The sequence below is a fragment of the Pirellulales bacterium genome, assembly GCA_019694435.1.
Lineage (GTDB): Bacteria > Planctomycetota > Planctomycetia > Pirellulales > JAEUIK01 > JAIBBZ01.
The window spans coordinates 1-7,849 of record JAIBBZ010000070.1 but is presented as its reverse complement, the minus strand read 5'-3'; the positions used below and the strand labels follow the sequence as shown (position 1 = coordinate 7,849).

The following is a 7,849-nucleotide window of genomic DNA, read 5'->3' as shown; positions in this document are numbered from 1 at the left end:
GCCGCGGCGCGAAGTTCACCTTTGCCGACTATCGGCGGCTGTATGCCGATGCCCAAGCCGAACTCCTCGCGAAACGCGCCCTCGGCTCGACCGAGTATCCCGACTCGGTGATGACCACCTGGCAGATCACCACGCAACGGTTGACGGCCGAGGCCCGGGCCCTCCTGCGGCTGTGCAGCTACCTGGCGGCGACGCCGATTCCGCTGTCGCTGTTGATCGGCGGCGTCGAAACGATTCGCGCCGAGGCCGCAACTTTGGTGGGCAGCACCGCACCGCCGCCTGAGCATGCCGAGGCCTGGGTTCGCGCGCATGTCAACAAGTTGACGGCCTATTCGATGGCCCAGTCCGACGGCCGGGCCCTTTCGTTCCATCCGCTCGTGCAAACGGTCGAGCGACTACAGATCGAGTCGCCCGCAGCGGCCGGAAGCGCCGCGCAAGGCACGGCAACCGCGCCTTCCAGCCCCCCGCCCACGCTCCAACGGGCCCTGAACTGGATCAACGGCGCTTTCGCCGGCGAGCCGACCGACGTCCGCACCTGGCCGGTGCTCGACCCGCTGACGGCCCACGCCGAGACGATCGCCTGGCACGCCGACCGCGCCCAGATCGCCGCCCCCACCACGCGGCTGATGAATAACGTTGGATTGCTGCTGAAGGAAAAGACCCAGTTCGCCGCCGCCGAACGGCTCTATCGCCGCGCAATTGTGATCGACGAGGCGAGCTTTGGGAGCGATCATCCGATCTTCGCAATCCAACTCAACAACCTCGCCCAGTTGCTGCAGGCCACCAACCGCCTGGACGAAGCGGAGCCCTGGATGCGACGCGCTCTGGCAATCGACGAGGCGAGCTTTGGGCACGAACATCCCAGCGTGGCCAGGGATCTCAACAACCTCGCGCGGTTGCTCCTGGACACCAACCGCCTGGCCGAAGCGGAGCCCTTGATGCGACGCGCACTGGCAATCTTCGAGGCGAGCCTCGGGAGCGATCATCCGAACGTCGCAACACAAGTCAACAATCTCGCACAGTTGCTCAAGGCCACCAACCGCCTGGCCGAAGCCGAGCCCTTGATGCGACGCGCCTTGAAGATCGACGAGGCAAGCTTCGGGCCAATGCATCCCAGCGTGGCCATTCGCCTCAACAACCTCGCGCTGTTGCTCCAGGCCACCAACCGCCTAGCCGAAGCCGAGCCCTTGATGCGACGCGCACTGGAGATCTTCGAGGCGAGCCTCGGGAGCGATCACCCGAACGTCGCAAAACAAGTCAACAACCTCGCACAGTTGCTCAAGGCCACCAACCGCATGGCTGAAGCCGAGCCCTTGATGCGACGCGCGCTGGAGATCGACGAGGCGAGCTTCGGGAACGAACATCCTGACGTAGCCAGGGACCTCAACAACCTTGCGCTGTTGTTGCAGGACACCAACCGCATGGACGAAGCGGAGCCCTTGATGCGACGCGCTCTGGAAATCGACGAGGCGAGCTTCGGGCCAATGCACCCCGAAGTGGCCGGGGGTCTCAACAACCTCGCTCAGTTGCTCAAGGCTACCAACCGCCTGGACGAAGCGGAGCCCTTGATGCGACGCGCGCTGGCGATCGACGAGGCGAGCTTCGGGAACGAACATCCTGAAGTAGCCAGGGACCTCAACAACCTCGCGGGGTTGCTCCAGGCCAACAACCGCCTGGTCGAAGCGGAGCCCTTGATGCGACGTATGGTTGCGATCTTCCTCAAATTCACGCAAGCCACTGGGCACGAACATCCCCACTTGCGCACCGCGATCCACAACTATGGCTTGTTGCTTGAGCAAATGGGCCGCACGGAGGCCGAAATCCTTGCGGCGCTTGACGAACTTGGCCGGCCCTTTGGAATTCGGTTGGGCCCATAGGCCGCGCCAAGCTGCTGGCGGCCGCTGGGCGCGCGGCGATCGGCTGTTTCGATCACGGCTCCGTCTTTTTCGCCGCGGCCGCTAGCCGTTCGACATCCAGCTCCACGAACCGCGGGCGGTAGATATTCGCGTCGTTGATCATTGCGCCAAAGTCGTGCGAGTTGATGATGTAGCTGACCAACAGCGTGCCGTGCCGCGACAGGTGCGGGTGGGCCTTGGCCGCGTAGGTGAAATACTTGCGCTTCGGGTCGACGCCGGGCACCTGGTAAACGGCCAGCGCCGGGCCAAAGGGCCCCGTAGGCTCATCGGCCACACGGGCCATGATCCGCGTGCCGAACAGCGGCTCGCTCTGGACCAGGACCCAAGCGGTGCGGCCGGCCCATTCGACGCGATCGACCGAAAACTCGCTGACCACGCCCGAGGCCAACGAAGCGGCGCTAGTGGGTTCGCGCGACCAGCCGTTCGCCGTGCGGAATTCCCAGGTCGCGAACTTCTCGATCGCGTCGGCCGGCGCGCGGGCCAGCACGAGCTGCGTCTCGAACGGTCCGGCGTTGCGCGTGCCATAGACGTAGATCCACGGCGCCTGCGCGGCGTCGCCGGCCGCAACGTCGCGCGGGACCAGCACCAGCGCCGATCCCCAGGTGACCGGCGATTGCGGCGGCGATGCCTCGCGGCCCGCGTCGGGGACGACGTGCGGATTGTCGAACTGCGCGACGCGCCAGCGCTCCGGCGGCTCATTGGGGTTCTCAATCACGGCGACCGCACCGCCTACCGACGCGAACGTCCAGACGCCGGTGCCCTCGGTGCGGCCGATGTGCCAGAGGAACACGACCAGCCGTTTGCGCCCCTCGGGACCGGGCGCGAGGAGGCCGTCGGCCACCCAATACCAGGTCGGCGCGGAACTTACGCCTTGCCGGGGAAACCGCGCCTTGACGCGCTGGCGATCGGGCACGACCCAGGCCGTCGGATGCTGCTCGCTGTCGCTAGGGCCCCAGTGGAATTCGATCTGTGCCGGCGCAGGCGCGGCGCCCGCGGCCGGATTGGCGTGCAGGGCGAGCGCATTGTTCACCAGCCGTGCCCCGGGCGAGTGCCGGCCGTCGGCCACGTTGCCGACCCAACTGTCGGCGAACAGCCACAGGGTTCGCTCGCCCAGGTCGATCGCATAGTCGGCGTCGCCCCCGGTCCAGCCCGCGCTGCGCTGGAAAGCGCGGTCCCAATCGTCGCGCGGCAGGCAGAGGTCTTCGGCCGTGGCCGTCGCGGCGGTTACGGCGATCGCGCCGACGAAACCGAGCAGCGTACTCGCGGCGACACGCACCATGGCAGTTCTTCTCGCGAACGGTTCGGAGGCCGTCCGTTGAATGGTTCAACGGACGGCTACGCAGCCACGACGGGTTTGAGCACCCGGCAGCCGATCCGGCCGAGTGCCGTCACCAGCCGGTCGTAGGTCGCATCATCCGCATAGGTGCCGACGATCGCGCCGCCCGAGCCGGCAAACTTGGCCGTGGCGCCTGCGGCGCGGGCCACGTCGACCATCTCGGCCTGCGCGGGCGCCACGTTGATCGTCTGGCGGCGCAGGTCGAAGTTTTCGTTGATCAGCAAGTTGAGCCGGCCGACGTCGCGCTGCACAAGCGCCGCGCGCGCCGCGGCCGCCAACTGGGCCCAACGCTCAATCGCCGCCAATACGGCCGGCTCGCCTTGACGATAGCGCACGCGCAGCGGCGTGTGCACCGCCTCGGTCGGGCCGCTGGCCTCGGACTTATAAGCCACGTAGACCGCCGGCAGCAGCGCCGGGTCGAGCGGCTCGTAACGCCCGCAGGCAAAGCCGTGCAGGTCGCGCATCGCTTCGCGGGAAAAGTCCATGTAGACCATGCCCTCGTAGACCTGGATCACGCGGTCCTGCAGCCCCGCGGCGATGCCCAGCTCGTCGGTCTCGACCGCCAGGGCCAGCGACGGCTGCACCTCGAGCGGAATCGTCACCGCGTAGAACTCCATCAGTGCTCGCAGCGTGGCCACGATGATCGCGCTGGAGCCGCCGAAGCCGCATTGGCGCGGGATGTTGCTCTCGTAGCGGATCGAAAAAGTCCGTTCGTGCAGGGCCATGCCCTGGGACTGGCAATAGTCGCAGAACTTCTTGATGGTCGCTTTGACGAGCCGCACACCGCCGTAATAGCCGTGCAGCCGCACGTCTTCGACCAGCTCGGCGACCGAGCGAAACCGGCTCTGGTCCTCTTGGCTGGGGACGACTTCAATCTCGTCCCACTCGTAGAGCACCACCTGCGCCCGCAGATTGCGCACGATGATCGAGATCGTCTTGCCGTGATAGCCGTCGGACGGGTTGCCGACGAGCCCGGCCCGGGCAAATGCCTGCTTGCGGATCAGGAGCATGGTTCACTTGCCGCCCAACTTGGCCAGCAGCTCGGCGACGAATTCGCGCATGGCGGGGCCATATTGGGGATCCGTCAGGGCCGATTCGATAAAGGCGCGAAAGTACCGCTCGTAGTTGCCCACGTCGTGGCGGTGCTCGCCGGGCGCCAGTCGCACGCCGACGATCTTGCCCCCGCCACGGACCAGGGCCCGCAGCGCGTCGGTCAATTGAATCTCACCCCCCTTGCCCGGCTTGGTATCGGCCAGCAGCTCGAAAATCGCCGGGCTGAGCACGTAACGGCCCGCCACGGCCATCCGGCTGGGGGCATCGGCCACGGCCGGCTTTTCGACGATGTCCGCCAGCTCGAACACCGGCGCCACCGCGCCCCGGGGCTGGGCAATGCCGTAGTGGACCACCTCGTCGGGCTCGACCTCCTCGAAGGCGATCACCGCATCGGCCTTGCGCTCGGTGAATTCGCGGATCATGCGCGCCACGATGTTCGACCGGCCGTGCAGGCCGATCAGCGAATCGCCCAGGGCCACGACGAACGGCTGCGTGCCGACGATCGACCGGGCGCACAACACGGCATGCCCCAGACCCAATTGCCGGCGCTGCCGCGTGTAGAAGTGCTCCTGGTCGGTGCGCTCGGTCACCTCGGCCAGCAGGTCTTCCTTGCCGGTCAGCCGCAGGTGGTTGGTCAGCTCGTCGTCGACGTCGAAATGGTTCTCGATCGCCGTCTTGCCGGGACCGGTGATGAAGACCAGTTTGTGCACGCCGGCATCGGCCAATTCCTCGGCCACGTACTGCACGACCGGCTTGCGGCCGACGGGCAGCATCTCCTTCGGCTGGCTCTTGGTGAGCGGCAACAACCGCGTGCCCCGGCCGGCGACCGGCACGACGGCAATATCAATCGGCATCGACAATTCCCCTCGACGGGCACGAACGACAGGCGCCCCTGTGGCAGCCCAAGTTTAGCGGGCAAGCATTCGCTGAGCGCTAGTTTACACCGACTGCCCCGCGCCCGCTGCGGCGGCCGCCGACGCTTGCGCCGCGCTCCCACCGGCCGAGCGTGCTGCAGCCCCTTTCCTCGGCTCCTTTTTTCTCGCAGCGAGAGCTGTCGAGTCGGGACGGTCGGCGGCGTCGTGGGGCCCACCGGCCACGCTGCGACCGAGGGCGACTACTGCTTTCTGCCACAGAAGCGACAGTAAACCGAATCTTCGTCGATCGGCTTGCCGCACTCCTTACAGTGCACGAAGTCGTCGATGTCGACGATCTCTTTACCTCCGATGCGGTCCTCCGGTCGAGCCGCCGCGTTGTAAAACGAAACGACGATTCCGCCGATTGCCACGCAACAGAAGACCACCCCGAACATTGCAAAGAGCGGTCCGCCTGTCGTGGCCGCGAAACCGGACCAGGCGATTCCCACGACCAGGGCAATGCTCCCGCCGATACAGCCGGCGATCGATGTAGAGGCTGAATCCGTGATACGTCTGCGCAACGGAAAGCCCCCGTGTTTGCCTACCTGTTGGTCGACGGTTCGTCGTTGCGGACGTCGCGCTGCCAGCTGACGAGTGCCAGTGGGCATTCGTACTATAAAGGCAAAGAAACCGCGGCAAAAACCTGTTCCAAATCAAGCGGCCCGTTCGAAGCGAGGGCCAGAGATTGAAGCACCCTCGACGGAGGCGTTGGGGTACCGGAGTCTCACGGAGAGCCGCGCTGCCGGCCCGGTGGTTTGACGCCGAGCATGCTGCGCAAGGGCGTTTCCGGGCCAGGTCGGTCGGGAACCCGGTGAAGACTGCGGCGTTCTGACCTCGCCGCTGACGGGGCCTCGCGAGTAAGATAGGTCGTCCCGCGCCGCGAAGTGCGATTCCGGGCTTTTTTTATTGCCTGATGGCACCTTGGCAGGCTGGCGGCGCGTCGATTGCCAGGCGGCACCGGGGGAGGCCCGCGGAACACATATGCTCCCAGGCCAGCGGCTTCGCCCGCCCCGTCGCCCGGAACGACAGTTTCCCTCTTCCCTCCCGAACTACAACTCGGTGCCGCATCGTATGGCCGTCCTGGTTCAAATTCGCAATGCCTCGAAGAGTTACGGCGATCAGGTGTTGCTCGACAATGCCGAAGCGGTGCTTACCGACGACGCCAAAGTGGGCTTCATCGGCCGGAACGGCGCGGGCAAAAGCACGCTGCTGCGGATCCTCCTCGGCGAGGAGGAACTCGACCGGGGCGAGATCATCCTGCATCCCAAGCTGCGCTTGGGATATCTTCGCCAGCACGATCCGTTTCTGCCCCGCGAGTCGGCCTGGGATTTTCTCATGCGCGACAGCGGCCAACCCGACTGGAAATGCGGCGAGGTTGCCGGCCAGTTCGAGCTCAAGGGAGCCTACCTCGAGGGGCCGGTCGCACAACTTTCGGGCGGATGGCAGACGCGCGTCAAACTGGCCGCACTGCTGCTCCACGAGCCGAACCTCCTGCTGCTGGACGAGCCGACGAACTTTCTCGACCTGCGCACCCAGATCTTGCTCGAACACTTCCTCCGCGGCTTCAAAGAGGCCTGCCTGGTCGTGTCGCACGACCGGACCTTTCTCAACTCGGTTTGCGGCCAGACACTGAACCTGGCCCGGGGCAAACTCACGGTGTACCCGGGCAAGGTCGACGCCTTTCTCGAATTCGAGCGCGAGCGGCGCGAGCACGACGAGCGCGTCAACGCCACGGTCCTCGCGAAGCGCAAGCGGATCGAGGAGTTTGTCGCCAAGAACAAGGCTCGCGCCAGCACGGCCACCCGGGCCAAGTCGAAAAGCAAGCAGTTGGAGCGTTTGGAGCTGATCGAGATCGCCGGCGACGAGCCCACCGCAACGATCCGCGCGCCGCAGGTCGAACCCCGCAAGGGCACCGTGCTGCGCTGCAAGGGGCTGTCGATCGGATACCCCGATCACACCGTGGCCCAGGGCATCGACCTGGAACTCGAGCATGGTTCCCGGGCCGCCATCGTTGGCGACAACGGCCAAGGCAAGACGACGTTTTTGCGCTCCGTCGTCTCGTCGCTCGAACCGCTGGCCGGCGAGGTGAGCTGGGGCTATGGCACGCAGCTGGGCATCTATGCCCAGCACGTCTACACCAGCCTGCCCGAGCGGCAAACGGTGCTCGACTACCTCGAGTATCAAGCCGCGCCCGGCACCAAGGCGCAGCGGATCCTCGATTTGGCGGGGGCGATGCTGTTTCGCGGCGACCAGGTGAAAAAACGGATCGAGGTCCTTTCCGGGGGCGAGCGGGCGCGGCTCTGCATGGCCGGCCTGCTCCTGGGCCAATACAACGTGCTGGTCCTCGACGAACCGGGCAACCATTTAGACGTCGACACGATCGAAGCGCTGGCGGAAGCGCTCGTGGAATATCAAGGCACGGTCGTCTTCACGAGCCACGACCGTCATTTCATGAAGCGCGTGGCGACCTGCATCGTCGAGGTCCGCGACCAGCGGGTGGTGAACTACCGGGGCGACTACGAAGCCTACCTGTACATGGTCAACCGGGAGATCGAGGAGGCCGAGCGCGAGGCGGCCAGCCCAACCAGGCGGCCGGCCGCGGGTGGGCGCGTGCCGAACATCGCAGCCCG

6 protein-coding genes are annotated in these 7,849 nt (G+C 66.1%); 2 read left to right on the top strand and 4 right to left on the bottom strand.

Features of this window, described 5'->3' with window-relative positions; all coding sequences use genetic code 11:
- The coding region (locus K1X74_23135) for a tetratricopeptide repeat protein (GenBank protein MBX7169246.1) at positions 1–1,877 on the top strand (1,877 nt) is incomplete at its 5' end.
- A 52-nt stretch (positions 1,878–1,929) separates the two neighbouring features.
- Here K1X74_23135 and K1X74_23130 read toward each other — a convergent pair.
- The 4 genes from K1X74_23130 to K1X74_23115 form a co-directional block, all read right to left on the bottom strand.
- On the bottom strand, positions 1,930–3,195 hold the full coding sequence (locus K1X74_23130; protein ID MBX7169245.1) for a DUF4185 domain-containing protein: 1,266 nt from the start codon (positions 3,193–3,195) through the stop codon (positions 1,930–1,932).
- Positions 3,196–3,251: 56 nt separating this feature from the next.
- Positions 3,252–4,262, bottom strand: coding sequence for a hypothetical protein (locus tag K1X74_23125; protein MBX7169244.1), 1,011 nt, complete (start codon positions 4,260–4,262; stop codon positions 3,252–3,254).
- A gap of 3 nt (positions 4,263–4,265) precedes the next feature.
- On the bottom strand, positions 4,266–5,159 hold the full coding sequence (locus tag K1X74_23120) for an NTP transferase domain-containing protein (GenBank protein ID MBX7169243.1): 894 nt from the start codon (positions 5,157–5,159) through the stop codon (positions 4,266–4,268).
- A gap of 260 nt (positions 5,160–5,419) precedes the next feature.
- Positions 5,420–5,668 carry a hypothetical protein gene (locus tag K1X74_23115; protein ID MBX7169242.1) on the bottom strand — a complete coding sequence of 83 codons (249 nt, stop codon included), beginning with the start codon at positions 5,666–5,668 and terminating at the stop codon, positions 5,420–5,422.
- Between the two features lie 622 nt (positions 5,669–6,290).
- Between K1X74_23115 and K1X74_23110 the strand changes: the two genes are divergently transcribed.
- A partial coding sequence (locus tag K1X74_23110; GenBank protein MBX7169241.1) for an ATP-binding cassette domain-containing protein occupies positions 6,291–7,849 on the top strand: 1,559 nt, incomplete at its 3' end.

Excerpts from the sequence above, each read along its gene's own strand:
- K1X74_23130 (MBX7169245.1), bottom strand. The coding sequence starts at position 3,195 with ATGGTGCGTGTCGCCGCGAGTACGCTGCTCGGTTTCGTCGGCGCGATC.
- K1X74_23125 (MBX7169244.1), bottom strand. The coding sequence starts at position 4,262 with ATGCTCCTGATCCGCAAGCAGGCATTTGCCCGGGCCGGGCTCGTCGGC.
- K1X74_23120 (MBX7169243.1), bottom strand. The coding sequence starts at position 5,159 with ATGCCGATTGATATTGCCGTCGTGCCGGTCGCCGGCCGGGGCACGCGG.